This is a genomic window from Klebsiella sp. CN_Kp066, from assembly GCF_040065135.1.
GTDB lineage: Bacteria > Pseudomonadota > Gammaproteobacteria > Enterobacterales > Enterobacteriaceae > Klebsiella > Klebsiella oxytoca.
On the sequence record NZ_JBEAIU010000002.1, the window covers coordinates 13,590 to 37,972 of the forward strand.

Below are 24,383 nucleotides of genomic sequence, written 5' to 3' on the forward strand. Positions count from 1 at the left end.
GGGCGTTACTCCGTCAGGATGTTCAGGATTTTTTGCTGCAGCTCTTCAATGCCTACGCCGGATATGAAAGGCATACCGTGAACCACCGGAATGTCGCCAAAGGTTCTGTCAACCCGGGCGGTGGTGCAAATGAGGTGTGCGCCGTCCATATAGGTTTCGATTTCATTCACCCGGCACTGCACCAGGTCCAGCTCGATGCTGTGGTCCGCGCACAAATCTTTGATCTCTTCTGCGGCCATGGTCGAGGTGGCGACAGCGCCGCCACAGGCGACGATTACTTTGCGTTTCATAGGGTACCCCTTTTATTATCAGTGTCTTATAAAGCCTGAGCGCTCGGCTCTGACTCAAGGATAGAGCGCCGAAACAGCTCGGGCAGCTGCTCCTGCGGGGCAGCGAGCAATGCTTCAAGCGTGGTCGGGTTCTGTAGCTCACTAAATAACCGGCGCAGCAGCTGTAGCTGTGCAGTCGGATTTTCTACAATCAGCGCGATGATTAACGAAACGTCGATTTCGCCGTCGTCGTCAGCACGCTGAAAAGGGACCGGATTGTCCGGGCGAATCAGATAGATAGCCGGAGACTTCGCATGTACCGCCTCGCAGTGGGGAATCGCGACCGCATGCTGCTCCAGCGCAATACCGGTTGGGAAAGTCGCTTCTCGTTCGAGCAGCGCCAGCGGATAGCTATCGTGCACGACGCCGCGCGCCAGCATCTCTTCGCCAATGTGTTCCAGCGCCTGCTGGCTGGAACGAAAATGAATGCCGGTACGAACAAACAATTGACTCATAAATCCTCTTTAACTTCAGGCGATTTCAGATGAACAGCCGTAACGGTAGGCACGCAGCACATCCTGAATTTTGTCGAGGATGAGGTCGTGCGGCACGGCGGCGAGTTCGTTTAACGACAGTCGTTCAAACTGCACGGGCATATACTGGCTGATAAGGCCCAAAGGCAGCTTAGTTTCGGTCAGGTTTGCCATTAACTTTTCCACGCTCTGGCGAATACGCGGATGCGGCCAGTAGTAGCGAATGCGATCGGACAGGCTGAAGTGAATATCCACCATTGCCTGGCTCCAGGTCGGACGATAGTACTTCTGCCAGTAGCCCGGTTCGTTAAGCATCACTTCATCAATCACTTCCATTACGCGGCTGCGGGACTCCGGAGCGACCAGTTCATTCTCCATTTGCGCGAGAGCAAAGATGGCTTCACGCAGCGCGAAGGTTAGCGCCGGACCCACTTTCAGGATGGCGTAATGGTCGCGTACCAGCGCCCGGTAGGCCTGACGGGACTGGTAGTCAGTCGAGTGCGCTTCGTAGACCATGGGCGTGCTTTCGATCCACGCGGAGAGTGCTTTGGCTGCCTCCGGTTGGTAATGAATAATTTGCGTATGGTCGAACTCAACGCCGGGCTGCACCACGATAGCGATGACGCGATCCAGCGCGGCGTTCAGCCCCAGATTACGAAAGGCGGCTTCATGGGTTTCCAGCGTTGCCGCCGCATCCTGGGCGCGGGTCACGTGGACGCTGCCGATGGTGCTGGCTTCGCCGCCGGGAACCGGAACTTCGGTGCCGATGACGTAGGTCAGATGGCGTTTCTGCTCGTCGGTTGCGGTCTCTTCCGCAGCCTGGCACAGGCGAGCGGCGCGTTCGGCGACGACGGCCGGGTTCAGCGGCACCGGATCGTCTGCACAGGACATTGAAGCATCGAGATGGATTTTGCTGAATCCTGCGGCGACGTAGGCTTTAATCAGATCGACTGATTTTTCCATCGCTTCAGCGGCGGGTTCGCCCTGCCAGCAGTTGGGGCCGAGATGGTCGCCGCCGAGGATGATGCGTTCTGACGGGAAACCGACTTCGCGGGCGATTTTATTTACGAAATCACGGAAGTCCGCAGGCTGCATTCCGGTGTAGCCGCCAAACTGGTTAACCTGGTTAGAGGTGGCCTCGATGAGGACCTTATTGTTGGTATGCAGATCGAAACGTAGCGCGGCTTCGATGACCAACGGGTGTGCGGAACAAACTGAGCAGATGCCGATGTGTTCGCCAGCTTTGTGGCGGGAAATAATATCTTTCATTTCAAACCTCCGTTTTCTTTCGAATATATTCGTTATGTTTTGTTTTGCTCGCAAACTCCTTTGTTTTGATTTGTGATCAATCTCGAAAAAAAGAAAGGTAAAACGTAATGTTGCGAAAGTTAGAGATAAAAAAACGCTCTGGCGATGACGGCAGAGCGTTTTTAATTGTTTGAAATTTAACTAAATAATCGAGACAGCCAGCTCCGTTTAGGTTTTTCTACGGGCGGAACGGCACGCTGCGGCTGAGCGGCGATTTCGCCTAATCCAGCATTAAAGGCCGCGCCAATAGCCTCCAGCGCCTGATGAGCATCCTCTCCGCTGGCCATAAAGTGCAGCCGATGGCCCTGTTTTGCGCCGAGAGAGACAACCCGCATCAGATTTTTGGCGTCAACAATGGCGGAACGCGTATCGAGATTTTCCACCCGGATTTGCGACTGCCACTGCTTCACCGCTTTCACCAGTACCGCGCTTGGTCTCGCGTGCAGTCCGTGGGGATTGCGCAGGGTAAAGGTCGCCTCTTCGTCGAACATCGGGGGCGGTTCCGTCTCTTCTCCTCCGGCCGGGAAGATATTCCCGGCCAGTATCTCCAGCACCGCCTGTGGGCTCTCAGCACGCGAAAGCGCTGCCGGCACGCGCTCATCGCTCAGGGCGTGGGTAAGCTGGCGGAGAATATCAAGGTGTTCGTTATCCTGGGCGGCGATGCCCACAATCAGATATGCCGTTTGTTCTTCTCCCCAATCCACACCCTGCGGGCAGGCCAGTACTTTGACACCGGTTTTCAGTACCGCATCGCGGCTCTGCGGCGTGCCGTGAGGGATCGCGATACCGTTGCCGAGGTAAGTGCTGATTTGTCCTTCACGGTCGCGCATGCCGCTCAGATAAGCGGGCGTGGTATGCCCGGCTTCGGTTAATTTGCCAACGACGCGTTGCAGCGCTTCATCTTTCGTTTTGATCGCGCGATCGAAATGGATATCTGCGCAAGTCAGTTGCATACATAGCTCCTTATTTAATAGCGCCGGCCAGCGATGTCGCTTCCAGGGCCCGCTTTTGCCACAGCCTCCAGCACCCCAGCATGACCGCGCCGCAGGCGGAACCGGCGAGAATGCACAGCACCCACATCAGTGGTTTGCTCACCAGCGGCAGGATCAGGAAGCCGCCGTGCGGAGCGGGAACCTGAATATGCAGGCTGTAGCTAAGAACCGCAGAGATGGAAGAGGCGATCATCATCATGGGGATAACGCGTAAAGGATCTTTCGCGGCGAACGGAATAGCGCCTTCAGTAATATGGGTGCAGCCGAGAATATAGTTGACCATCCCGGCGGCGCGCTCTTCTTCGCTGAACCCTTTCGGGAAGAAGGTCGTTGCCAGAGCGATAACCAGCGGCGGTGTGATGCAGGCGGCGGAAACCCCGGCCATAAAGAAGTAGTTGCCCTGGCCAAGCAGCAGCGTACCGGTGACGTAGGCGGCTTTATTCACCGGGCCGCCGAAGTCGAAGGAGCACATCGCGCCGACCACAATACCTAACAGAATCGGGTTTGCTTCCTGTAATGAACTTAGCCAGTTCATCATCGCGTTATTGATGGCGGCGACGGGTTGACCGAGGAGGACCATCATTACACCAATCACCAGCACGCCGATGAGCGGCATAATGAATATCGATTTGAGCCCTTCATACTGTCGCGGCAGGCCGTTGAGCATATTGCGGATCAGCAGCATAAAATAACCGGCGGCAAAACCGGCGATAATTCCGCCGAGAAAGCCTGCGCCGGTCGCATTGGCCAGTAAGCCACCGACGAAGCCCGCGACCATACCGGGACGCCCGGAAATAGACCAGGCGATATAGGCGGTGAAAATCGGTACCATGATTGAGAAGGCTTGTTGGCCCACTTTCATTAGCGTTGCGGCGATCGCGTTATATTGCGGCGAGTTTGGATCGGCGGAGTAGATGCCCCACAGGAAGGAGATGGCAATCAAAATCCCTCCCGCTACGACAAACGGCAGCATGTTGGACACGCCGCTCATCAGGTGCTTATAAACCTGACGGCCGAAAGACTCTTGCTCGTATTTCTCCGTTGACTCGGCGGAAACAGAAATTCCCTGGCGACGCGCCGCCTGACCGCCGATCACTTTATTAATTAAATCGGCCGGATGGTGAATGGCTTCTTTAACCGGAACCTCAATGACCGGCAGGCCATTAAACCGCTCGGCGTTCACGTCTTTATCGGCGGCGATAATCACGCCATAAATATCTTTTAAATCCGCGGGGGTAATCGCGTTTTCAACGCCGGAAGCGCCGTTGGTTTCCACTTTAATATCGACATTTAATTTCTTTGCTGCGGTTTTTAAGGCCTCTTCAGCCATAAAAGTATGTGCAATACCCGTAGGGCAGCCGGTAACTGCAATGATTTTTTTCATAATCGGACCTTTATAATTGGACGACCTGAATTTGTTGTAATAATTCTTCTGTGCGTTGTAATTTGCCTAACCCGGCGGAAGCGGCGACATCGGCACCGGTCGCGCTGGCTAATGCCAGAGCGTGATTGACATCTTCTTTGTTAAGCCATTTACTGAGAAAAGCACCCAGTGCGGCGTCACCAGCGCAGGCGGAGCTGACCAGTTCAATTTTCGGTGCGGAGCAAAACCACACGCCTTCGCCGTTGGAAAAGTAGAGACCCTCGGCTCCCATCGTCAGCAGCACGTTGCGAGCGCCCAGTTGATGCAGCGTGCGCATGGCCTCACGCACCTGCTGGCGGCTACTGACGTCAAGACCGAAGATTTCCCGCAGCTCGTCATCGTTGGGTTTAATCAACAATGGCCGTAATTCCAGCAGCTGGCGCAGTACCGGATGGCTGATATCGAGAATAACTTCACAGCCTTTCTGCTGGCATAATTCAATGATTTCAGCATAAAATCGGCTTTCAATTCCCGGCGGCAGGCTGCCGCTGATCGCTAAATAATCCCCGGAAGTGACGCATTGCAGATGATGAATAACCTGTTGTTTGCACTCATCATCAATTTTTGCTCCGGGATTAACGAGTTTATATTCCTCAGCACCGTCATTAATAAAAATATTAATTCGGGTTGGCTCAGAGACCCATGCCGGCGTCACTTTAATGTTTTTCTGACGTAACTCTTCCACAATATAACGGCCAGTGAAACCACCGAAAATGCCCATAATGTGAGTGGGCTGCTGATAGTGATTTAATATCAGCGAAACGTTCACTCCTTTGCCATTCGGGCAATATTCCGTGTGCCGGGTTCGGTTCACTGCCGACGGCTTCAGCGGATCGCAAAAGATATTCATATCGATTGCAGTATTGAGTGTCAGGGTATGGATCACGACGTTGCTCCTTCGATCCGAAAATTACAGTTGTCCTTCACAGCCGCAAACGTGAATGACTTTGCGTACGATATCCTTCATCGCCGCTTTGGCCGGTTTCATATAATGACGCGGATCGTTAGCGTCTGGATTTTCCTCGAAATAGTGCTTCAGGGCATCGGAGAAGGCGATTTTCAGCTCGGTGGCGACGTTGACCTTGCACACGCCCAACGAGATTGCCCGGCGGATATCGCTATCGGCCAGACCCGATGCGCCATGAAGAACCAGAGGAACCTCAACGCGATCGCGAATGGCGGCGAGGCGGTCAAAATCGAGCTTGGGTTCTGCAGCGTACATGCCGTGGGCAGTACCGATAGCGACCGCCAGCGAGTCGATACCGGTGCGGGCGACAAATTCACGCGCCTGTTCCGGGTTGGTATACAGCGCATCTTTTGCATCGACCACGAGATCATCTTCCACACCGCCCAGGCGACCAAGCTCGGCTTCGACGCTGGCATCATAACGGTGGCTCAGTTCAACCACGCTCTTGACTAACGCGACGTTTTCTTCAAAAGGTGTGTGTGAACCGTCGATCATGACCGAGCGGATACCGGCCTGTACTTTACGTGTGATATCGGCCAGATCTTCATGGTGATCGAGGTGGACCGCTAAAGGGAGATCCCAGATCTTAGCCAGATCGCGAGCGATCGCCACCACGTTACCGGTTCCTGCATAGCTATAAGTTCCCGGGGTGCCGGCAAGGATCAGCGGAGAACGCAGCTCGGCCGCCGTCTCTACCACCACCTGCATCGTTTCCAGGTTGTGGATATTAAAGGCCGGAACAGCGTATCCAAGCCGCTGAGCTTTCAACAGCATGTTTTTACTCGAGATAATGTACATTCTTGCTCCTTAACTTTCATTTTGTAAATTTGTTTGTTGATTATACCTTCGTTTTGAAAGTAATGTAGCGATCGCTGCGCTTTGTTGTTGTGATCAATCGCACACTACTGTGATGTTATTTTAAAAATGAAAGTTATATGCTCTTGTTTGTTTTCTTTTTTAAAAGTATCTTAAAAAGCATGATTAAACATAACCTACTGAATTAAATAATTTTAATTCGTCATTCAATGCTTGAAGAAGGCCTGGCGTTTGACAATGCAGCGGGGAAATTTAAAAATGAAAGTTATTCTGGGAGAAAATAAGAAGGCACAACACTGTGGCAAAACCGTCTACAAGTCTGCTGAAAAGGCGCCTGGACATCGCGGAGATCGTGCGCAAAAACGGAGAGATCAAAGTTGACGATCTGGCTGAAATGCTGGCTGTATCTGGGGTAACGATCCGTAATGACCTGAACTACCTTGAACAGCAGGGCTACCTTAAGCGCTCGTTTGGCGGCGCAATTTACACTTCCCAGGCCGGGACTCCGATCGCCCTGGCTCCGGAGGCCCCGGTAGTAACGGATAAAGCCCTGGAGACCGAAATGGCTCGCCAGATCGCCGCGCAGATCGAAGATAGCGAAACGCTCTTTCTGGGGCAGGGGTCGATCTTACGCAAAGTGATCCCGTTTCTTGCTGGCTATGACGAGCTTTGTCTGCTGTTAAACGACCTGGCGCATGTGCCGCTGGCGCAGGAGTTTCTGAATGGGGAAACCGTGCTGCTCGGCGGCGTACTCGGGAGCAGCGGCAAAATAGTCGAAGGCGATCTGGCGCTGAACGCGCTGGGTCAATATCGCCCCTCACGAGCGCTGATCGCTGTCGACCACATTGCGGAAGATGGCACCTTGAGCGTCAGACAGGAAGCCAGCGCTCGCCTGCTGAGCGAAGCGGTGGCGCAAAGTGAGAGGGTGATTGCGGTCGTTGCGCATCGTCCGGTGTATGGCGATAAGCGCTACGCGATTGGCGACTTGCAGCAAATTAGCGGCATCGTGACGCCGCAGGTGGTCGCCGCGGAGTATCACGCCCGCCTTCTCGCCGCTGGCATGACTAACAGCTATACCAACAACGAGTGCCTGACATGGCTCAACCCTGCTTTGCAGAAGGCAAAGTAAAGGAGCGATGATGAATGTGACCATTTGCACCATCGGCGAACTACTGGTGGAGTTTCTGGCAAAAGAAGAGAACCAGGGTTTTTCTCGCCCGGGTGAATTTTGGGGGCCATATCCCAGCGGCGCCCCGGCAATTTTCGCCGATCAGGTGGCAAAGCTGGGGCTGGGCTCGGTGCTTTTCAGCTGTGTCGGCAACGATGCGTTTGGTGAAATGAATATCGCGCGGCTGGAAAGCGACGGCGTAAACGTTAATGGGATCGCCATACTGCAAAAGGCGACCACCGGCAGCGCTTTCGTGAGCTACCGTAGCCAGGCGCAGCGCGATTTTATTTTTAATATGCCGAACAGCGCCTGTGGTTTGCTAACCGCTGACCATATTGACGACCGTCTGCTTAACCAGTGCAATCATTTTCACATTATGGGCTCTTCGCTGTTTTCGTTTCGCATGATCGACGCGATGCGTAAAGCGATTGAAAATATTAAAGCGCGCAACGGCACGGTTTCGTTCGATCCGAATATCCGCAAAGAGATGCTCAACATCCCTGAAATGTCGCAGGCTTTTGAATATATCCTTGATTATACAGATATTTTTTTGCCCAGCGATGGCGAACTGGATTACTTTGGCCTCAACCCTGGGCGCAATGAGCAGGTGCTGGTGGATAAGCTTTTAAAGCGCGGCGTTAAGCACGTGGTAATTAAACGCGGCCCGCGCGGAGCGAGCTATTACAGCGCCAGAGAAACGCATCATGCTGCCGGTTTTCATGTCCCGGTTGTCGATCCGACGGGGGCCGGCGACTGCTTTGGCGCCACCTTTGTCAGCCTTTTCCTGTCCGGCGCATCGCCGCAGGAGGCGCTGAGATGGGCCAACGCCAGCGGCTCTCTGGCGATTACCCGGCGTGGGCCGATGGAAGGGACTTCCACCAAAGCGCAGATAGAGGGGTTTCTCAACGCGCATCAATAGCAGAGGTATCCCGCCCGAAGCATCACGAGCGGGATAAGTTGCTGAGCCGATCAGGTCACCGGCGCCGGGTTAAACACCGCCAGCTGATTGTGCAGGCCCCACTGATCTGAGAAAGTCTTCTTGCGGCCGCTGGCGACATCAAGAATAAATTCAAACAGCTTCAGCCCTACCTCTTCGATGGTTTCTTCGCCGGTGGCGATGGTTCCCGCATTGATATCCATTAGGTCATACCAGCGGTTTGCCAGCTCGGTACGCGTCGCCATTTTAATCACCGGTACGGCGACCAGGCCATACGGCGTACCGCGACCGGTAGTAAAGACCTGCACCGTGATCCCGGAGGCCACTTGCTGAGTACCGCAGACGAAGTCGCTCGCCGGCGTCGCGGCGTAAATCAAACCGCGTTTGGTCGGGCGCTGCCCCGGAGAGAGCACTTCGGCAATCGCGCTCTTTCCGGATTTAGCGATAGAACCCAGCGCCTTTTCTACAACGTTGGCCAGACCGCCTTTTTTATTGCCCGGGGATGGGTTGGCGCTGCGGTCGGTTTTACCCATATCAAGATAGTTATCGTACCAGGCCATCTCCTCCAGCAGGCGTCTGCCGACTTCTTCGTTGATGGCGCGCGGCGTCAGCAGATGAATCGCATCGCGTACTTCGGTGACTTCGGAAAACATGACGGTCGCCCCGCAGCGCACCAGCAGATCGGAGGCATAGCCCACCGCCGGGTTGGCGGTCACGCCAGAAAACGCATCGCTGCCGCCGCACTGCATACCGACCACCAGTTCGGAGGCCGGGCAGGTTTCGCGCTGGCGCTGGTTCAGCTTCTCCAGATGGCGCTCGGCGACCTGCAGAATGTCATCCACCATTGATTTAAAACCGACGTGCTTCTCATCCTGCAGGCTGACGATGCTGGCGCTATCTACGGGAATGCTTTTTACATCGTCGGTGCCTTCCAGCAGGCGCTCCGGCTGCAGTTTCTCGCAGCCAAGGCCAATCACCATCACTTCGCCGCCGAAGTTTGGATTGAGGGCCAGGTTATGAATGGTGCGGATCGGAACGACCGCTGCCGGAGCGTTAATCGCCACGCCGCAGCCATAAAGATGGTTCAGACCCACGACGCCATCGACGTTGGGATACTTCGGCAGCAGATCGCGTTCGATAATTTTCACTACGTAATCGACGACTCCCGCCACGCAGTGCACGCTGGTGCTAATACCGAGCAGATTTTTGGTGCCAACGCTGCCGTCGGCGTTGCGATAGCCTTCGAAGGTATAGCCTTCCAGCGGCGGCAGCGGCGCCGGAACTTTGGTCGCCAGAGGTAAGGTGTGCAGAGGCGGCGCCTTCGGCAGTTCCACCAGCGATTCGTCAATCCAGCTGCCCTGCGGAATATCGCGTACCGCGTAGCCAATCACCTCGCCATAGCGGATGATTTCACCGTGTACAGGAATATCGACCAGCGCGACCTTGTGGCCTTGCGGGATATGCTCAACCAGCGTGAGCCCGTCAGGGAAACGCGTTCCGGCTTTTAAACCTCGATCGTTAACAATAATCGCCACGTTATCCGTTTCGTGCACTTTTATATAAAACGCCGTTGGCGATTCTTGTCTAATTTCAATGTCAGCCATTGTCCAGTATTCTCCAGCAAGGTGCGAATAATAAAATAAAACGTTTATACCCGTCATATTTCAAGCTGCATTTGCGTTGGCTTTCCTCGCTCACCCCAGTCACTTACTTTAGTAAGCGCCAGGGGATTCCCTGCGTTGCCGCCTTCATGCAACTCGAAATATTTAGGGTATATTCAATTTCTGATGCGCAGATTTGTGAAATAAAGAATGTCAGGTGTTTGAATTTGAAAATGTGATCTAAATCACCCATTGCTACGCAAGAGAACCCGCACATGGGGGAAATCGCTGGAACTGTGGATCAGCGCCCATTGATTATTGCATTTGCACAACATTAGAGATAATTAAACGCCATTTACAGGTTGTATGCACAGTGTTTAACGGTCGCAAGCTGATTATACTGAGTCATGCTTGCAATGCGCCGGATGAGTAAATCGATACCTCCTGATATTGATTTCTGAATGATTAAGAATCACACCAAAATAAATAATGGAAGGTGTGTTGTACCTGAGGAATATGAGATGAGTCTGGATGCAACAATAGAACAGAAAAAAAGTGTGCCAACCCGCTATTTAATTCTGTTAATTATTTTTATTGTCACTGCCGTTAACTATGCCGACCGCGCGACGCTTTCGATCGCCGGTACCGAGGTGGCGAAAGAGCTGCAGCTGAGTGCGGTCTCAATGGGCTATATTTTCTCCGCTTTTGGCTGGGCCTACCTGCTAATGCAAATCCCCGGCGGCTGGCTGCTCGATAAATTTGGATCGAAAAAGGTCTACTCTTACAGCCTGTTCTTCTGGTCGCTGTTCACCTTCCTGCAAGGCTTTGTGGATATGTTTCCGCTGGCGTGGGCGGGCATCTCAATGTTTTTTATGCGCTTTATGCTGGGCTTCTCTGAAGCGCCATCTTTCCCGGCAAACGCCCGTATCGTCGCGGCGTGGTTTCCGACGAAAGAGCGCGGCACCGCATCGGCGATCTTTAACTCCGCGCAGTATTTCTCCCTGGCGCTGTTCTCGCCGCTGCTGGGCTGGCTGACCTTTGCCTGGGGTTGGGAGCATGTCTTCACCGTCATGGGCGTGATTGGCTTTGTGCTGACCGGCCTGTGGATAAAACTGATCCATAATCCCACTGACCATCCGCGCATGACGCAAGAGGAGCTGAAGTTTATCTCCGAGAATGGCGCAGTCGTTGATATGGACCATAAAAAGCCCGGCAGCGCGGCGGCCAGCGGTCCGAAGCTTCACTATATCAAGCAGCTGTTGACCAACCGCATGATGCTGGGCGTATTCTTCGGTCAATATTTTATCAATACCATTACCTGGTTCTTCCTCACCTGGTTTCCGATTTATCTGGTGCAGGAAAAGGGTATGTCGATTCTGAAAGTGGGTCTGGTCGCATCGATTCCGGCGCTGTGCGGTTTTGCCGGCGGCGTGCTGGGCGGCGTGTTCTCTGACTATCTGATTAAACGCGGTTTTTCCATCACCGTGGCGCGTAAGCTGCCGATCGTCCTCGGAATGCTGCTCGCTTCCACCATCATTCTGTGTAACTACACCAATAATACCGCGCTGGTGGTCACCCTGATGGCGCTGGCATTCTTCGGTAAAGGGTTTGGCGCGCTGGGCTGGCCGGTGATTTCCGATACCGCGCCGAAAGAGATTGTTGGTCTGTGCGGCGGCGTATTTAACGTATTTGGTAACGTTGCTTCCATCGTAACCCCGCTGGTTATCGGTTACCTGGTGAGCGAACTGCACTCATTCAACGCAGCGCTGGTCTTTGTTGGATGTTCCGCCCTGATGGCGATGGTTTGCTATCTGTTTGTGGTCGGCGACATCAAACGTATGGAACTGCAGAAATAATTAACGGTTAAGTGACAAGGTATAAGTGATGAATAACGATATCTTCCCGAATAAATTTAAGGCGGCCCTGGCGGCGCATCAGGTTCAGATTGGTTGCTGGTCCGCGCTGGCGAGCCCAATTAGCACCGAAGTTTTAGGCCTGGCCGGTTTCGACTGGCTGGTACTGGACGGCGAACATGCGCCGAACGATATCTCTACCTTTATCCCCCAGCTGATGGCGCTGAAAGGGAGCGCCAGCGCGCCGGTCGTTCGCGTACCGACCAACGAACCGGTGATCATTAAGCGCCTGCTGGATATCGGTTTTTATAACTTCCTGATCCCGTTTGTGGAAACGGAAGAGCAGGCGATTAACGCCGTTGCCTCAACCCGCTACCCGCCTGAAGGCATTCGCGGCGTATCCGTCTCGCACCGCGCCAATATGTTTGGCACCGTGCCGGATTACTTCGCGCAGTCGAACAAAAATATCACCATTCTCGTGCAAATCGAGAGCCAGCAGGGCGTGGATAACGTTGATGCGATAGCCGCCACGCCTGGCGTGGACGGTATTTTTGTCGGCCCAAGCGATCTGGCCGCTGCGCTGGGTCATCTGGGCAATGCTTCCCATCCGGAAGTTCAAAAAGCAATCCAGCATATTTTTGCCAGCGCGAAGAAGCACGGTAAGCCGAGCGGTATTCTGGCACCGGTTGAAGCCGACGCGCGCCGCTATCTGGAATGGGGCGCGACCTTTGTCGCCGTCGGCAGCGACCTGGGCGTTTTCCGTTCTGCCACGCAGAAGCTGGCTGACTCCTTTAAGAAATAACCACCACCGAAACTAGAGAGATAAAGACATGACAATGAAAGTTGGTTTTATTGGCCTCGGTATCATGGGTAAACCAATGAGTAAAAACCTCCTCAAGGCGGGTTACTCGTTGGTGGTTGCTGACCGTAATCCGGAAGCGATTGCCGAAGTGATTGCCGCAGGCGCAGAAACCGCCGCATCAGCGAAAGCGATTGCCGAGCAGTGCGATGTGATCATCACCATGCTGCCGAACTCCCCGCACGTGAAAGAGGTCGCGCTGGGCGAAGGCGGGATCATTGAAGGCGCGAAGCCGGGCACCGTTTTGATTGATATGAGCTCCATCGCGCCGCTGGCGAGCCGCGAAATCAGCGAAGCGCTGAAAGCGAAGGGCGTCGATATGCTGGATGCCCCGGTCAGCGGCGGCGAACCGAAGGCTATCGACGGTACGCTGTCGGTGATGGTGGGCGGTGATAAAGCGATTTTCGATAAATATTACGATCTGCTGAAAGCGATGGCGGGATCCGTGGTACACACCGGCGAGATCGGCGCGGGCAACGTCACCAAGCTGGCCAACCAGGTGATTGTGGCGCTGAACATTGCGGCGATGTCCGAAGCGCTGACGCTGGCGACTAAAGCGGGCGTGAACCCGGATCTGGTTTATCAGGCCATCCGCGGCGGGCTGGCCGGGAGCACCGTGCTGGATGCCAAAGCGCCGATGGTGATGGATCGTAACTTTAAGCCGGGCTTCCGTATCGATCTGCATATTAAAGATCTGGCGAATGCGCTGGATACTTCTCACGGCGTGGGCGCCCAGCTGCCGCTGACCGCCGCAGTAATGGAGATGATGCAGGCGCTGCGCGCTGATGGCCTGGGTACCGCCGACCATAGCGCACTTGCATGCTACTACGAAAAACTGGCGAAAGTGGAAGTCACTCGCTAACAAGAAGGGCGCGGATGCGCGCCCTGTAATTCTTGCCTTGCGCGGCACTGTCAGGCTACATAACTATGAAAATCGTAATCGCCCCAGACTCTTATAAAGAAAGCCTCTCGGCCACCGAGGTTGCTCAGGCTATAGAAAAAGGTTTTCGGGAAATTTTCCCCGATGCGCTCTACGTGAAGGTTCCTCTCGCTGATGGCGGAGAAGGTACCGTTGAGGCGATGATTGCCGCGACGCAGGGAACCGAGATGAGCGCCTGCGTGACGGGGCCGCTGGGTCTCCCGGTTGATGCCTGCTGGGGGCTTTCCGGTGACGGCAAAACCGCGTTTATCGAAATGGCTGCGGCCAGCGGGCTGGGGCTCGTGCCGCCCGTACAGCGTAACCCGCTATTGACGACATCGCGCGGTACCGGCGAGCTGATTCTGCAGGCGCTGGATCACGGGGCGAAAAATATCATCATTGGCATTGGCGGCAGCGCCACCAACGATGGCGGCGCAGGAATGGTGCAGGCGCTGGGCGCGCGGCTTTGCGATGCCAACGGCGCGGAGATTGGCAACGGCGGCGGTAGTCTGTGTAGCCTCAATTCGATAGATATCTCCGGTCTTGATGCCCGACTGCATGATTGCGCTATTCGGGTCGCCTGCGATGTCACCAATCCGCTGATCGGCGATAGCGGCGCGTCAAGAATTTTTGGCCCGCAGAAAGGGGCTACCGAAGCGATGATCCGCGAGCTGGACAGCAATCTGGCGCACTACGCCGATATTATTAAGGCCGATCTGCATGTCGATGTGAAGCAGGTTGCCGGTGCGGGCGCGGCGGGCGGTATGGGGGCAGCGCTGATGGCGTTTCTGAAGGCTGAATTACGCAGCGGGATTGAAATCGTGACCCAGGCGCTGAACCTGGAGGAGCATATCCTTGATTGTTCGCTGGTGGTGACCGGCGAAGGTCGGCTGGATAGCCAGAGTATTAACGGTAAAGTGCCGGTTGGCGTGGCAAGCGTGGCGAAAAAGTATCATAAGCCGGTGATTGGCATCGCCGGCAGTCTGACCCGGGACGTCGGTGTGGTTCACCAGTATGGGATTGATGCGGTGTTTAGCGTGCTGACCAGCGTAACGACGCTCGAAGAGGCGTTTCGCGGCGCGGCGGACAATATTTATCATGCGTCGCGTAATATTGCGGCGACATTGCAGGTTGGGATGGCGACGGAAGGATGACAACCGTCGGTAAACCCTCTATACTTCGCGCCGAAGCTGACCAGACAGTCGCCGCTTCGTCGTCGTCCTCTTCGGGGGAGACGGGCGGAGGGGAGGAAAGTCCGGGCTCCATAGGGCAGGGTGCCAGGTAACGCCTGGGGGGCGCAAGCCCACGACCAGTGCAACAGAGAGCAAACCGCCGATGGCCCACGCAAGTGGGATCAGGTAAGGGTGAAAGGGTGCGGTAAGAGCGCACCGCGCGTCTGGTAACAGTTCGCGGCACGGTAAACTCCACCCGGAGCAAGGCCAAATAGGGGTTCACAAGGTACGGCCCGTACTGAACCCGGGTAGGCTGCTTGAGCCAGTGAGCGATTGCTGGCCTAGATGAATGACTGTCCACGACAGAACCCGGCTTAACGGTCAGCTTCAACTTTTCAGCAAAACCCTCGTCAGCAATGGCGGGGGTTTTTGCTTCTGGCTTCGGGTTGAAACACGGGGCAGATGAATGCCTGTCCACGACGCTATACCCGAAAGAAAGCGGCTTAACGGTCAGCTTCAACTTTTCAGCAAACCCCTGTCAGCAATGGCGGGGGTTTTTGCTTCTGGCTTCGGGTTGAAACACGGGCAGATGAATGACTGTCCACGACGCTATACCCGAAAGAAAGCGGCTTAACGGCCAGCTTCAACTTTTCAGCAAAACCCCTGCCAGCAATGGCGGGGGTTTTTGCTTCTGGCTTCGGGTTTGAACAAAGAAAGCGGGCAGTATGTGGGAAACCGGGCTGCCATCAACCGCATCATGACTCATACGGCCATGCATTCTCCTCGTCTGGTTTTATATATTTTAAATAAATGAATTGAATTATAGCATTCGTATTTATTATATGTCACTGATTTAACTACATTTATACGTACTATTTCTTACATTTCGTCATTAGCTTCTGAAAAATAATAGACCGCCATATCGACGATAATTAATCAGGATACAACAATGAAATTAATGACCCGCATTGCATTAACAGCCGCTCTCGCCACTGGGTTCTCCATGGCGGCTCAGGCTGCGGATGTTAAGGCTGCACCCGCTCCGGCGCAGGACCCGATTGTCCAGCACTTAAAACTGACTAACGATCAGATAACGAAAATTAAAAGCCTGCATCAGCAGCTGGAAAAAAACGTTCAGCAGATTTCCCAGAAAGATATTAAAGACGGCGTGTTGTTTGAGGTTATTGATTCTGGAAAATGGAACGAAAAGGCGGTCAAAGATCAGCTGGCGGCATTTAGCCAGGTAGAGCAGCAGGCTCGCTATTATCGCGTGAAGTACTATTTTGATGTGAACCAGGTGCTGACGCCAGAACAGCGTAAGCAGGTACAAAAAGACTTAGCTCAGGAGCTGAGTGAGTAAATCCATCGGCCCCGCGCCCGGGGCCGATATTTGCATCAGGCGACGCTCTCTTCTTCCTGGAGCCGAATCTCCGCTTCCGCGACGATCGCTTCCAGCTCGCTTAACATCTCTTCATAGCCAAAACTCATCGTAGTGACGGTTTCCGATTGCGGCTGTTGCGCCGATAGCGCCACTTTTTTTGTTTTCTTCTTGCCCACTGACATACTCCCTTACTGCCGTTGTTACACTGGTAAATCTATCAGCAAAGCGCGCAGCGGCGTATCAGCAACGAGGGTAATGTTAGCTTCGTCACGAATAAAAGCGCCATCGCCGCAGGTCAGAGCCTGCTTCTCTTCTTCCTGCACCCGCGCATGCACCGTACCGTGAATCGACTGCAGGTAGGCGCGGGGGCCGTGAAGCTGCACGTTAAGCTGCTCGCCTTTCGCCAGGTCGATATGGTGGATCCATACCTGCTGGCGCAGCTGGAGGCTATGCTGGCTGCCGTCCGGCGAAGCCAGCAGCTGCTGCGATCCGGCGGCGATAGCGATTTTTTGCACCAGCGGGTTTTCGTGCTGTGGACAGGCATCCAGCCACAGCTGCATTCGCGTCAGCGAGCGATCTTTACTCAGGTTATGCTCGCTGTAGCTTACGCCAGGCTGAGTTGATATCAGCAGCGCTTCGCCGGCTTTTGCCTGAATATGGTTGCCATCGCTGTCGCGGTATTCCGCTTCACCTTCCAGAATCAGGTTCAGAATGTCGACTTTCGGGTAGGTCCGCGGCTGAAACGACGCGCCGGGCGCCAGAATTTCCTGATTGAGCACGCGCAACGATGCGTAGCCCAGCAATTTAGGGTCGAAGTAGTGGCCAAAGGAAAAGGTGTAGCGGGCCTGCAGCCAGCCGAAGTCTGCTTGACCGCACTGTTTGGCTGTTCGGGTTGTAATCATCTTCTTGACCTCTCTTTACACTAAATCAATGGTAAAGGTATGGACGCTGTATTGTTAGCCAGATATTCTGCCCGGTATATTCAAATTTCCTGAATGAGACTGCGATGGCTAAAGAGAGAGCATTAACGCTGGAAGCATTGCGCGTTATGGATGCAATTGACCGACGCGGAAGCTTTGCGGCGGCGGCCGATGAGCTGGGTCGGGTGCCTTCAGCGCTGAGCTATACCATGCAAAAGCTGGAAGAGGAGCTGGACGTCGTGCTGTTTGACCGTTCAGGTCATCGAACAAAATTCACTAACGTGGGCCGAATGTTGCTGGAGCGCGGGCGCGTACTGCTGGAGGCGGCCGATAAGCTGACGACGGATGCCGAAGCGCTATCGCGCGGTTGGGAAACGCACCTCACTATCGTCACCGAGGCGCTGGTGCCCACCACCGACCTTTTTCCTTTAATTGAAAAGCTGGCGACCAAATCGAATACTCAACTGTCGATTATTACCGAAGTACTGGCCGGGGCATGGGAACGCCTTGAGCAGGGGCGGGCGGATATTGTCGTTGCGCCGGATATGCATTTTCGCTCCTCTTCGGAAATCAACTCCCGCAAGCTCTATTCGGTGATGAGCGTCTATGTAGCCGCGCCGGATCACCCTATTCACCAGGAGCCGGAGCCGCTTTCTGAAGTTACGCGCGTTAAGTACCGCGGCGTGGCGGTCGCGGATACCGCCCGCGAGCGCCCGGTGTTGACCGTGCAGCTGCTCGATAAACAGCCGCGCTTAACCGTGAGCACCATCGAAGATAAGCGTCAGGCGCTGCTGGCAGGATTGGGCGTTGCGACGATGCCGTATCCGCTCGTAGAGCAGGATATTGCCGAAGGGCGTCTGCGGGTGGTCAGTCCGGAATACAGCAACGAGATCGACATTATTATGGCCTGGCGTCGCGACAGCATGGGTGAGGCGAAGTCATGGTGTCTGCGGGAAATCCCGAAGCTGTTTATGGGAAGATAAAACAAAATGCGCCCCTTTTTTGTCGAGGGGCGCATCGTTAGTAAGAAGTCGGTTTAGGATCCGGCCCGAAGCGATTATTTCCTGGGGTGCCGTTCTGGCAATTGAATACCAGGATCACCAGCCAGCCGATAACGGGAATCAGCAGCAATAACAGCCACCATGCCGAGCGGTCGGTATCGTGCAATCGACGGAACTGCACGGCCCACCACGGTAAGAATATCAGCACGCCATAGATAGTGGTCAGAATCCCTTCTCCTCCGGCGCGCTGCCATCCCAGCATCTTATCAATGATGCTGAGTACGCCGGTGAGGATGATGTTGACCAGAATAAACATCCAGTACTCTTTGCGCCGGGCGCGGCCGCCAAATCCAATGTAGTTTTTTAATACTTTAAGATACCAGTCCATTTCTACGCCTCTGTTAACCGTCAATCACTTGTTTTTAAAGCGATCGAAATAAGAATAGACGTGAATGAAATGATGGTAAATATTTGTTTTGTGAATTATTGGGCGCAGCAAATCGCGCCCAATTGCCTAGCGGAAACGAAGATCGCGGCCGTGAGGTTCGTTAAGATCCTGCTGCGGACCAACGGAGATAATCCCGGTCGGGTTGATGGTTTTATGGCTACGGTAGTAATGGTTGCGGATATGGGCGAAGTCCACCGTTTCCGCAATGCCCGGCATCTGGTAGATATCGCGCAGGAAGCCATACAGGTTGAGGTAATCGCTGATGCGGCGTTTGTCGCATTTAAAGTGGGTCACGTACACCGGATCGAAACGAACCAGGGTGGTCCACAGGCGAATATCAGCTTCCGTCAGTTGGTTACCCGTCAGGAAACGATGCTGGCCAAGGATTTGCTCCAGACGCTCCAGAGCGGTAAACACTGCATCAACCGCTTCATCATAGGCCTGCTGGCTGGTGGCGAACCCGGCTTTATAGACGCCGTTATTCACATTGTCGTAGATCCAGCCGTTCAGCTCATCAATCTGATCGCGCAGCTCAGGCGGGTAGTAATCTCCTGCGCGGGCGCCCAGCCCATCGAAGGCGGTATTAAACATGCGGATGATTTCCGCCGACTCATTGCTGACGATGGTGTGCTGCTTTTTGTCCCACAGCACCGGCACCGTAACGCGCCCGCTGTAGTGGGGATCGGCATGCAGATAAAGCTGATAAAGATATTCGTGCTGGTAGAGCGTATCGCCGGTGGCTGCCGGGAAGCTATCGTCGAAAGTCCAGCCGTTCTCGAACATCAAGGGATTAACCACGGAGACGGAGATAAACGGCTCCAGTCCTTTCAGGCTACGCAGAATTAAGGTGCGATGCGCCCATGGGCAGGCAAGAGAAACGTACAGATGATAGCGATCTTTCTCCGCAGCGAATCCGGCTTCGCCGCTTGGGCCCGGCGCGCCGTCTGCGGTTAACCAGTTGCGAAAGGCGGAAACAGAACGCTTAAATCGCCCTCCGGTGGATTTGGTGTCATACCAGGTGTCGTGCCAGACGCCGTCAACTAATTGTCCCATTATTTCCTCCTTTATACCCGTCATACTTCAAGTTGCTTGTGCGTTGGCTTTCCTCGCTCACCCCAGTCACTTACTGGAGTAAGCTCCTGGGGATTCACTGCGTCGCCGCGTAATTCGCCCCTACGGGACTCACCCTTTCAGGGCCAGCGCAAGCGCTGTTCAAAACGGTTAACCGTTTTGTCCTGCAACTCGAATTATTTAGGGTATAGATAATAAAAGCGAGGAGATGTCTCCTCGCTTTATATTTATTCAGTATAGTGCGCTTACCACTTTTTATTCAGTACGCGGTCGATACTAAAGGCGCCTGGACCGGTGATAGCCAGCAGCAGGAAGCCGCCCGCGATGGTCAGGTTTTTCATGAACATCAGCGAGTTCACGCCTTCAGCAAAGTTGCTGTGGAACAGGAACGCGGTCAGCACGGTGAAGCCGGCGGTGAACAGCGCGGTAGTGCGGGTCAGGAAACCGAACAGGATTGCCAGACCGCCGCCGAATTCAAGCAGGATCACCAGCGGCAGCATAAACCCAGGGACGCCCATGGCTTCCATATATTGTTGTGTACCCGCATACCCGGTAATTTTTCCCCAACCTGCGGTAATGAACAGAATGGGCATCAGAATGCGCGCTACCAGTACACCAACATCTTCTAATTTTTTCATTTCCTACTCCAGAAAACCCAAAGGGCGGCGATTTTGTTTTTCAAAGTAATCCAGCGTGTTACGCGGGGTTGCTGTCGATGGGGTGAATATTAGCGGGGCCGTGACGGAATTGTTAGCAAGGAAAACTGTAGATCTTCTTCAAAGATTCTGAGTGATTATTGATAAACCAAATGAATAGAAGAACCGCTATAGCGGCGCTGGAGATGAGAAAAGAAGAAATGAGAAGCGATGCGGCTGTCATGAAATTCAAGGGGGAAGCAGATCTGCTCATGATGCCGGGAGCGGCTGGCGCCTGACCCGGCTTATATCATTCCGCTATGAACATTAGCCTCAGCGTGATGACGACTGGCGCAGCAGATTGCGGGCCATCCGCCAGGTGCTCCAGATACCGAGGCTGCGTTTTGCCCAGCGCATCAAAAAGCGCGGATGACGAACTGACCATATTGCCACGAGGCCGCTGCCGACCATTGCCCATGAACGCAGATTCAGCAGGGTATTCCAGCCGCGATCAATGGGCGCAGTTGCCTCAAGCCAATGGCGGTGGCTGGCGCTAAGGTCCAGCCGCTGCTGTTGGATCAGGCGCAGCAAAAGCGCTTTTTGTCGTTCGCGTTCCTGCTGTTCGCGGCTCATGGCTTATCGTCCTCCAGCAATGCGCGGTCGTTTGCCAGCTCCTGACGCGTGAAGCGCAGGAACGTTGAACGTCGGGCTTTGCGTAAGGTCCAGATACCGCCAATGAGCGCTGCCAGCAGCAGAACCGCCGTGGTGCCGATCATCACGTTTAATCGATATTGCGCATCGACCGCCCAGATGATCAGAACCAGCATGCTCATCAAACCAAACGCGGCGAACAGCAGCGTCAATCCGAGCATCAGGAATAGCTGGATGAGGTTGGCTTTCTCCTCTTCCAACTCCACGACGACCAGGCGCAGGCGCGTTTCCACCATCTCAACCAGCAAAGTGACGATGCGCTGACCGATGCCGAAAACGCTTTGTCCGGGGCCTTGCGTGCTTTTAGAATTCGCCATAATTAACGACGCGTCAGCAGGACACCCAGCACCAGCCCGACGGCAGCACCAATCCCCACGCCGGTCCACGGGTTTTCACGGACGTATTCATCTGCACGCGCAGCGGTTTCTCGCGTTTGCTTCATGAGAGCGTCGCTGGTTTCACCCAGGCGTACACGGCTTTCCTTCAGCGCGCTTTCAGCTTTACTACGTAGCTTACCGATCTCTTCTTTCGACTTATCCGTGGAGGAGTTCAGCACTTCTTCCAGGGTATCAGCCAGCGTCTTCAGTTCCGCACGCAGGTCTTCTGCAACGTTATCTTTAGCCATGTTTATCTCCTGTTAAAGTGGTCCATATTGGTCTTGCTTAAGCGATTAGTACTCGCGAGATTGCAGCTCTTTCAGTTCTTGCTGCGCTTCTTCAAGTTTACGCTGGCGCTTGCTGATTTTATCAGCATCGCCTTTCTGTTCGGCTTCGCGCAGGTCGTTGCGGCGTTCGGCAATTTCTTCCTGCTGTTTGGCGATTTTTTTCTGGTGATCGGCTTTGAGCTGGCTGTCGCTGCAGTGAGCTTTCACTTCGCTCAGCGCCTTTTTCAGACCGTCAATACGATGCTGATTATTATGCTTTTCTGCGTAGCTGATCTCCCGCTGGATATCCTGCTCTTTTTCCTGGCAAGGGGAGATGGCAAAGGCGCTGGCGCTAAGTGATGACAGAACCAGGAGCAAAGCGATGCGGTGTTTCATGGATACTACCTTCCATTGTGCGGGGGAATAACCCCGATCCAGTTGATAAACGTGAGTCTGGTGACTTCCGCAAACTTAATGATAGTAAGTAAACCGGGAAATCACCAAACCGGGTGAAAATATTCGGAATTTTCGTTGATTACCCGAATCTGTGTGGCGTATCGCGCAGGCGGGAAATCCAGGCCGTCGGCGAATCATCGTCTTCCACTAAAGCGATAATATAACCATGCGGCAGAGCGCGACCCAAAACTTCTTTGGCGGCGGCTCCCTGAGCGCTGGAGTCAAACTTGATGAGCAGACCGTCATTCTGTGGCGTAATGCTCTTAAAACGGATGCCGTTGGCATCGAGATGGTGCCAGACGGAAAAACCGTCCGGCATGCTAATACCCTGGCTAACGGGACGAATAGCCAGGGTTGATTCCTGCTGCTGCACGGTGAGCCAGAGCCAGAACAGGCCGCACAGGAGTAACGAACCGCCCAGCATCCAGCTTATCTGACGTAGAGAGGCGCGCTTTATCGCCATTGTCAGCCCCGGCTCCTGTATTTTTTCTTCCACAGGACGATCAGCGAGCCAATCAGGCCGAATACCAGCAGCGCGACGGGCAGCAGCATCAGGCAGGACATCAGCTGATCTTCATATTTCAGGAATACCGGCGTTTTCCCCAACAGATATCCCAGCGAAGTCAGAATCAGCACCCACAGCAGCCCGCTCATCCAGTTAAAAAACTGGAAACGCGCGCTGCTCAGGCCCGACAGGCCGGCAATGGTCGGCAGCAGCGTGCGCACGAAAGCGATAAAACGGCCAATCAGCAGGGCGGAAAGCCCGTGCTTATGGAACAGATGATGCGCGCGCTGGTGGTAGTGCGAAGGGAGATGCGACAGCCAGTTTTGTACGATACGCGTATTGCCCAGCCAGCGGCCCTGAATATAACTTAGCCAGCAGCCCAGGCTTGCCGCCGCGGTAAGCAGCAGCAGCGTTTGTGGAAAACCCATCGCGCCTTTGGCAATCAGTACGCCCACCAGAACAAGCAGGCTATCGCCTGGTAAGAAGGCGGCGGGCAGCAGACCGTTCTCAAGGAATAAAATCATAAATAAGACAAAGTACAGCATGCCAATCATGGAGGGATTAGCGAGAGTTTCGTAATCCTGAGCCCACAAGGCATTCAATAATTGGGTTAATAGTTCCATTCACGATTCCTGGTACATCGGTTAACGGCACGTCTGAACGCGGCATATGCATGGCGACATAGCTTCTTATTGGATTATGGTCGCTACTGCGCTCTGAACGGTTCCCTGTTTAAAAGTGAAGTAAGCAAAAGCTTACTCTCAGAACGACAAAATGCATCTAATTGTAACAAACCCGCTGACTTTACGTCAGAGAAATTGCAGTTTGTTGCATTCTGATTTTGCTGATTGCGGCGGAGGGTGGCGAGTGTATTTACACAGGCTGACACTATATATGCTTTGCTTACCCTGAGGGCTTTTCGGGCAGCGCAGGAGTTGCTGCCCGGCAGGGAGATAAAGGGCTATTTTGCGCCGTTGGCGGCCGTATCGAGATGAACTACCGGATTATCGGCAAACAGGTAGCGATCGGCATTGAATTCAAAGTCATCGCTGGTTTCATTGAATAACATCAGCTTGGTATTTTCCAGATGCTGCCACATGGCCAGCTTAGCCGCATGAGGATCTTTGCGAATCAGCGCTTTCAGAATTTGATCGTGATCGTCGCACCAGTTATCGACGGTACGCGAGTCGATATGGTCATGCAGCTTTTTCCAGTACGGGTTATGTACGCGCTGGGTCCACATCTTTTCCACGATAGCGGCGAGGGCGGTGTTTTGCGTTGCCAGCGCCACCTGCACATGAAACTGAAGATCCCATTCGGAATCGCGAAAACACTTCTCTTTACGCGCTTTTTCCTGGATTTCCATCAACTTCATGATGTCCTGCTTGGTCACCTGAGTGGCGGCGAATTCGGCAATGTTGCTTTCGATCAGCTGGCGGGCCTGCAACAGCTCAAAAGGACCATAATTGGCGAATTCCAGCGATTCATCGGCAATTTGCTGATGTTTCGGATGATTGGAGATAACGTGGATACCGGAACCTTTGCGGACTTCAACGTAGCCTTCCACTTCCAGCATAATGATGGCTTCGCGAACGACGGTACGACTTACGCTTTTTTCGTCAGCGATAAACCGCTCTGCGGGTAGCTTATCGCCTACAAGGTAGACACCTTGTTCAATACGCGTCTTAAGCTCAGCGGCAAGCTGCTGATACAAACGACGCGATTCAGTGATTTCCATATTCGCTCCCGGGAGATGGCGACAATATTGGATTTGTTATACCACTTTTACGCGCTT

28 protein-coding genes and 1 other RNA gene are annotated in these 24,383 nt (G+C 54.0%); 9 read left to right on the forward strand and 20 right to left on the reverse strand.

What is annotated here, in order from left to right; translation table 11 throughout:
- Positions 1-5 precede the first annotated feature (5 nt).
- The 7 genes from gatB to ABLV75_RS01080 all read right to left on the reverse strand — a co-directional run bounded on the left by gatB (position 6) and on the right by ABLV75_RS01080 (position 6,290).
- Positions 6-290, reverse strand: coding sequence for a PTS galactitol transporter subunit IIB (gatB, locus tag ABLV75_RS01050; RefSeq protein WP_004106023.1), 285 nt, complete (start codon positions 288-290; stop codon positions 6-8).
- A gap of 26 nt (positions 291-316) precedes the next feature.
- A complete protein-coding gene (gene gatA, locus ABLV75_RS01055) occupies positions 317-784 on the reverse strand; it encodes a PTS galactitol transporter subunit IIA (protein WP_004106021.1) in 468 nt (155 codons plus the stop codon).
- Positions 785-799: 15 nt separating this feature from the next.
- A complete protein-coding gene (gene gatZ / locus ABLV75_RS01060; protein WP_004106019.1) occupies positions 800-2,071 on the reverse strand; it encodes a tagatose-bisphosphate aldolase subunit GatZ in 1,272 nt (423 codons plus the stop codon).
- A 176-nt stretch (positions 2,072-2,247) separates the two neighbouring features.
- The gene (locus ABLV75_RS01065) at positions 2,248-3,063 is read right to left on the reverse strand and encodes an HPr family phosphocarrier protein (protein ID WP_004115756.1); all 816 of its coding nucleotides are present in this window, start codon (positions 3,061-3,063) and stop codon (positions 2,248-2,250) included.
- A gap of 10 nt (positions 3,064-3,073) precedes the next feature.
- Positions 3,074-4,486, reverse strand: coding sequence for a PTS fructose transporter subunit IIBC (locus ABLV75_RS01070; protein ID WP_004106015.1), 1,413 nt, complete (start codon positions 4,484-4,486; stop codon positions 3,074-3,076).
- A 10-nt stretch (positions 4,487-4,496) separates the two neighbouring features.
- Complete coding sequence (gene pfkB / locus ABLV75_RS01075) at positions 4,497-5,411, reverse strand: 1-phosphofructokinase (RefSeq protein ID WP_004106013.1); 915 nt, start codon at positions 5,409-5,411, stop codon at positions 4,497-4,499.
- A gap of 24 nt (positions 5,412-5,435) precedes the next feature.
- A complete protein-coding gene (locus ABLV75_RS01080) occupies positions 5,436-6,290 on the reverse strand; it encodes a tagatose bisphosphate family class II aldolase (RefSeq protein WP_348854870.1) in 855 nt (284 codons plus the stop codon).
- Between the two features lie 352 nt (positions 6,291-6,642).
- Here ABLV75_RS01080 and ABLV75_RS01085 point away from each other — a divergent pair, with 352 nt between their 5' ends.
- Together ABLV75_RS01085 and ABLV75_RS01090 are read left to right on the forward strand one after the other, a co-directional pair.
- Positions 6,643-7,437 (forward strand): DeoR/GlpR family DNA-binding transcription regulator, encoded by a 795-nt coding sequence (locus ABLV75_RS01085; RefSeq protein ID WP_163524817.1) that lies wholly within the window; start codon positions 6,643-6,645, stop codon positions 7,435-7,437.
- Positions 7,438-7,447: 10 nt separating this feature from the next.
- Positions 7,448-8,395 carry a sugar kinase gene (locus tag ABLV75_RS01090; protein WP_004106007.1) on the forward strand — a complete coding sequence of 316 codons (948 nt, stop codon included), beginning with the start codon at positions 7,448-7,450 and terminating at the stop codon, positions 8,393-8,395.
- Between the two features lie 50 nt (positions 8,396-8,445).
- Here the strand turns inward: ABLV75_RS01090 and garD are convergent, their stop codons facing one another.
- Positions 8,446-10,017, reverse strand: a complete 1,572-nt coding sequence (gene garD / locus ABLV75_RS01095) for a galactarate dehydratase (protein ID WP_004106006.1) — start codon at positions 10,015-10,017, stop codon at positions 8,446-8,448.
- A gap of 518 nt (positions 10,018-10,535) precedes the next feature.
- Here garD and garP point away from each other — a divergent pair.
- From garP to ABLV75_RS01125, 6 genes are all read left to right on the forward strand, one after another.
- On the forward strand, positions 10,536-11,870 hold the full coding sequence (garP, locus tag ABLV75_RS01100; RefSeq protein ID WP_004106004.1) for a galactarate/glucarate/glycerate transporter GarP: 1,335 nt from the start codon (positions 10,536-10,538) through the stop codon (positions 11,868-11,870).
- A 28-nt stretch (positions 11,871-11,898) separates the two neighbouring features.
- Complete coding sequence (gene garL, locus ABLV75_RS01105; protein ID WP_004106001.1) at positions 11,899-12,669, forward strand: 2-dehydro-3-deoxyglucarate aldolase; 771 nt, start codon at positions 11,899-11,901, stop codon at positions 12,667-12,669.
- Positions 12,670-12,697: 28 nt separating this feature from the next.
- Entirely contained in the window at positions 12,698-13,588 is an 891-nt protein-coding gene (gene garR / locus ABLV75_RS01110) for a 2-hydroxy-3-oxopropionate reductase (protein WP_004105999.1), read from the forward strand.
- A gap of 65 nt (positions 13,589-13,653) precedes the next feature.
- Positions 13,654-14,799, forward strand: a complete 1,146-nt coding sequence (gene garK / locus ABLV75_RS01115) for a glycerate 2-kinase (protein WP_004105997.1) — start codon at positions 13,654-13,656, stop codon at positions 14,797-14,799.
- Between the two features lie 32 nt (positions 14,800-14,831).
- Positions 14,832-15,210: RNase P RNA component class A (rnpB, locus tag ABLV75_RS01120), an RNA gene on the forward strand.
- 556 nt (positions 15,211-15,766) lie between these two features.
- Positions 15,767-16,177, forward strand: coding sequence for a Spy/CpxP family protein refolding chaperone (locus tag ABLV75_RS01125; protein ID WP_004115743.1), 411 nt, complete (start codon positions 15,767-15,769; stop codon positions 16,175-16,177).
- A 35-nt stretch (positions 16,178-16,212) separates the two neighbouring features.
- Here the strand turns inward: ABLV75_RS01125 and ABLV75_RS01130 are convergent, their stop codons facing one another.
- Complete coding sequence (locus ABLV75_RS01130; protein WP_004105990.1) at positions 16,213-16,374, reverse strand: hypothetical protein; 162 nt, start codon at positions 16,372-16,374, stop codon at positions 16,213-16,215.
- Between the two features lie 24 nt (positions 16,375-16,398).
- Positions 16,399-17,100 carry a pirin family protein gene (locus tag ABLV75_RS01135; RefSeq protein ID WP_004105987.1) on the reverse strand — a complete coding sequence of 234 codons (702 nt, stop codon included), beginning with the start codon at positions 17,098-17,100 and terminating at the stop codon, positions 16,399-16,401.
- A gap of 104 nt (positions 17,101-17,204) precedes the next feature.
- Between ABLV75_RS01135 and ABLV75_RS01140 the strand changes: the two genes are divergently transcribed.
- A complete protein-coding gene (locus ABLV75_RS01140) occupies positions 17,205-18,101 on the forward strand; it encodes a LysR family transcriptional regulator (RefSeq protein WP_004105985.1) in 897 nt (298 codons plus the stop codon).
- 37 nt (positions 18,102-18,138) lie between these two features.
- Here ABLV75_RS01140 and ABLV75_RS01145 read toward each other — a convergent pair whose 3' ends face one another.
- The 10 genes from ABLV75_RS01145 to exuR form a co-directional block, all read right to left on the reverse strand.
- Positions 18,139-18,507 carry a DUF805 domain-containing protein gene (locus ABLV75_RS01145; RefSeq protein WP_004105984.1) on the reverse strand — a complete coding sequence of 123 codons (369 nt, stop codon included), beginning with the start codon at positions 18,505-18,507 and terminating at the stop codon, positions 18,139-18,141.
- 126 nt (positions 18,508-18,633) lie between these two features.
- Entirely contained in the window at positions 18,634-19,620 is a 987-nt protein-coding gene (locus tag ABLV75_RS01150; RefSeq protein WP_004105983.1) for a glutathione S-transferase family protein, read from the reverse strand.
- 263 nt (positions 19,621-19,883) lie between these two features.
- Positions 19,884-20,276, reverse strand: coding sequence for a DoxX family protein (locus tag ABLV75_RS01155; protein ID WP_004105982.1), 393 nt, complete (start codon positions 20,274-20,276; stop codon positions 19,884-19,886).
- 330 nt (positions 20,277-20,606) lie between these two features.
- Positions 20,607-20,906, reverse strand: a complete 300-nt coding sequence (locus ABLV75_RS01160) for a YqjK-like family protein (RefSeq protein WP_004105981.1) — start codon at positions 20,904-20,906, stop codon at positions 20,607-20,609.
- Positions 20,903-21,301 (reverse strand): phage holin family protein, encoded by a 399-nt coding sequence (locus ABLV75_RS01165; protein WP_004105980.1) that lies wholly within the window; start codon positions 21,299-21,301, stop codon positions 20,903-20,905. Before ABLV75_RS01165 ends, ABLV75_RS01160 begins: the two co-directional genes overlap by 4 nt.
- A gap of 2 nt (positions 21,302-21,303) precedes the next feature.
- Positions 21,304-21,609 carry a YqjD family protein gene (locus tag ABLV75_RS01170; protein ID WP_004105979.1) on the reverse strand — a complete coding sequence of 102 codons (306 nt, stop codon included), beginning with the start codon at positions 21,607-21,609 and terminating at the stop codon, positions 21,304-21,306.
- A 45-nt stretch (positions 21,610-21,654) separates the two neighbouring features.
- Positions 21,655-22,023 (reverse strand): DUF1090 domain-containing protein, encoded by a 369-nt coding sequence (locus tag ABLV75_RS01175; RefSeq protein WP_004105978.1) that lies wholly within the window; start codon positions 22,021-22,023, stop codon positions 21,655-21,657.
- Between the two features lie 139 nt (positions 22,024-22,162).
- Positions 22,163-22,540, reverse strand: coding sequence for an EnvZ/OmpR regulon moderator MzrA (mzrA, locus tag ABLV75_RS01180; RefSeq protein ID WP_160886235.1), 378 nt, complete (start codon positions 22,538-22,540; stop codon positions 22,163-22,165).
- An 8-nt stretch (positions 22,541-22,548) separates the two neighbouring features.
- A complete protein-coding gene (gene yqjA, locus ABLV75_RS01185; protein WP_004105976.1) occupies positions 22,549-23,211 on the reverse strand; it encodes a DedA family general envelope maintenance protein YqjA in 663 nt (220 codons plus the stop codon).
- A gap of 338 nt (positions 23,212-23,549) precedes the next feature.
- Complete coding sequence (exuR, locus tag ABLV75_RS01190; RefSeq protein ID WP_004105974.1) at positions 23,550-24,326, reverse strand: transcriptional regulator ExuR; 777 nt, start codon at positions 24,324-24,326, stop codon at positions 23,550-23,552.
- Positions 24,327-24,383 lie beyond the last annotated feature (57 nt).